The 2,039-nt window shown below is 35.9% G+C and carries 3 protein-coding genes; all 3 read left to right on the forward strand.

The window, feature by feature from the left end; all coding sequences use genetic code 11:
- Positions 1–382, forward strand: a 382-nt coding sequence (locus tag BZK14_RS10470; RefSeq protein WP_143691450.1) for a GntR family transcriptional regulator, incomplete at its 5' end; no start/stop codon positions are given.
- Positions 383–555: 173 nt separating this feature from the next.
- Positions 556–1,425: a sulfite exporter TauE/SafE family protein gene (locus BZK14_RS13600; protein ID WP_143691451.1), complete on the forward strand. Its 870-nt coding sequence runs from the start codon at positions 556–558 to the stop codon at positions 1,423–1,425.
- Between the two features lie 77 nt (positions 1,426–1,502).
- Positions 1,503–2,039: TonB-dependent receptor plug domain-containing protein (locus BZK14_RS10480; protein ID WP_171973706.1), on the forward strand; the 537-nt coding region annotated here is incomplete at its 3' end.

Below are 2,039 nucleotides of genomic sequence, written 5' to 3' on the forward strand. Positions count from 1 at the left end.
AAATTTAGAAAGGCATGAGCTTCATTTTTATGATGTGGATCAAGAAAAAGTGTTTTATAGTGAAATCATTTATTTGAGTGAAGGTATCCCTATTCAGTTTGAAAAGCGTTATGTACTAGCGTCTTTTGCGCCAAACTATCTAAAAGAACAGTTTAAGCGCGACTGTTCTACAACATATTTACAAAAATTATCGACGGTTTTATCGCAAAAACATACATTAGAAGCCGTAATTCCTGATGAAAAATTACGCACTATATTAAAGGTTGATGATCACGTTGCTTGTTTCAAAATATGTGAAAAATTACAGTATAAAAATAAACTGATCAGCTATGCAGAGCAGTATTATCCGGCTTCTCGGTATAAGTTCCATAGTAAAATATAAAAAAATTTTTCTAGTAAATTATTTGTAGATATTGATTAATAATTATGTCAAGTATGACTGTATTATTTGAAATTCTCTAATCAAGCCTCTTTATTATTATTTTTATTAGCGTTAGACTATATACATAATTTTCAACTTGTATATACAAGTTATAAAGTAATAAAGGGAGTCTTATGATTGATATTGCGTTGCTCACAGCTGTTTTTGTTGTGGGGTTTAATGGTTCTTTGCATTGTTTTGGTATGTGTGGGCCTGTTGTTGGTATTTTGGGAATGAATACAGAAGCTAAAGGCAATGGCAGAAAAATTGGTGCAGCATTATGTTATAACTTAGGTCGAATCACAACCTACATGCTGCTTGGCGTAATTGCAATGTTATTAAGTGTTGCAATGAAGGACCTTAAGCCATTACAAATTGTGATTCGTTATTTTGCTGGCATTGTGATGCTATTTGTGGCGTTGCAATTGATTGGCTTTCCTCAATTTTTAGCATTCATTGAAAAACCAATGAGTAAATTGTCACGTCCGATTTCAAAATTAACGCGTAAATTTTTCCCAATTAAATCATTTTTTGGAGCTTATATTGCAGGCTTGGCATGGGGATTATTGCCATGTGGCATGGTTTACATGGCATTTGCGATGAGTTTAGGTGCTGAAAATGCAGTAACTGCACCATTAGTCATGTTGTTTTTTGGTTTAGGCACATTACCTATGATGATCACATTAAGTATTTCAGGCAACTTCTTTGGCAGTTTCTTCTCTTCTCCAAAAGCACGTAAATTAGCAGGTTTAATTGTTTTATTGATGACAGTATTTTATATGGGATCAATGCTTATGAATGACTTAGGTAAAGGTGGCATGAATCATGGTAGTCATGGCGAAATGAATCACGCAGAAATGGATCACAGTACAATGGATCATTCTAAGATGGATATGCCTGCAATGGATCATAGCCAAATGGACCATTCACAAATGAACCATGCAGAAATGGATCACAGTACGATGGACCACTCACAGATGGACCATTCAAACATGCAGCACTGAGCAAATTAATAATCTAGGAATATTGGGTGATATTCCTAGATTAAAACATCGCTGATCATAACCCCCAAGGAGAAATCATGAAACAAAAAGCGCTATTTTTAGCGGTTTTAGGCATCCTTATGCCCGAAATTTATGCAGAAGAAACACTTGCAGCATTGGATGATATTCAGGTCATTGCAAAGATTTCAAATCAACCCAATATTCAAACCATTAATACCAAAGAAGCAATTCAACCAATGCCGGCACAAGATGGTGCTGAATTATTAAAATTGATCCCTAACTTAAGCGTTGCTAGAAAAGGCGGTGGTGGCGGTGAACCTGTATTCCGTGGTTTGGGTGGTTCGCGCTTAAAAATATTAAGCAATGACGCAATGATTTTGGGTGGTTGTGGCGGACGAATGGATCCCCCCACTGCTTATATTTATCCTGAATCTTATGATGAAGTTGTTTTTATTAAAGGCCCACAATCTGTGCAGTATGGTCCGGGTAATATTGCAGGCGTTGCAAGATTTGTGAGAAATGATATTAAATTGGATGAATTCACCACAAAGTTTAGTGGATCAATAATGGGCGGATCATATGATCGCTTAGAATCCTATGCAGATGCCATCATT

The sequence above is a fragment of the Wohlfahrtiimonas larvae genome, from assembly GCF_002006755.1.
Lineage (GTDB): Bacteria > Pseudomonadota > Gammaproteobacteria > Cardiobacteriales > Wohlfahrtiimonadaceae > Wohlfahrtiimonas > Wohlfahrtiimonas larvae.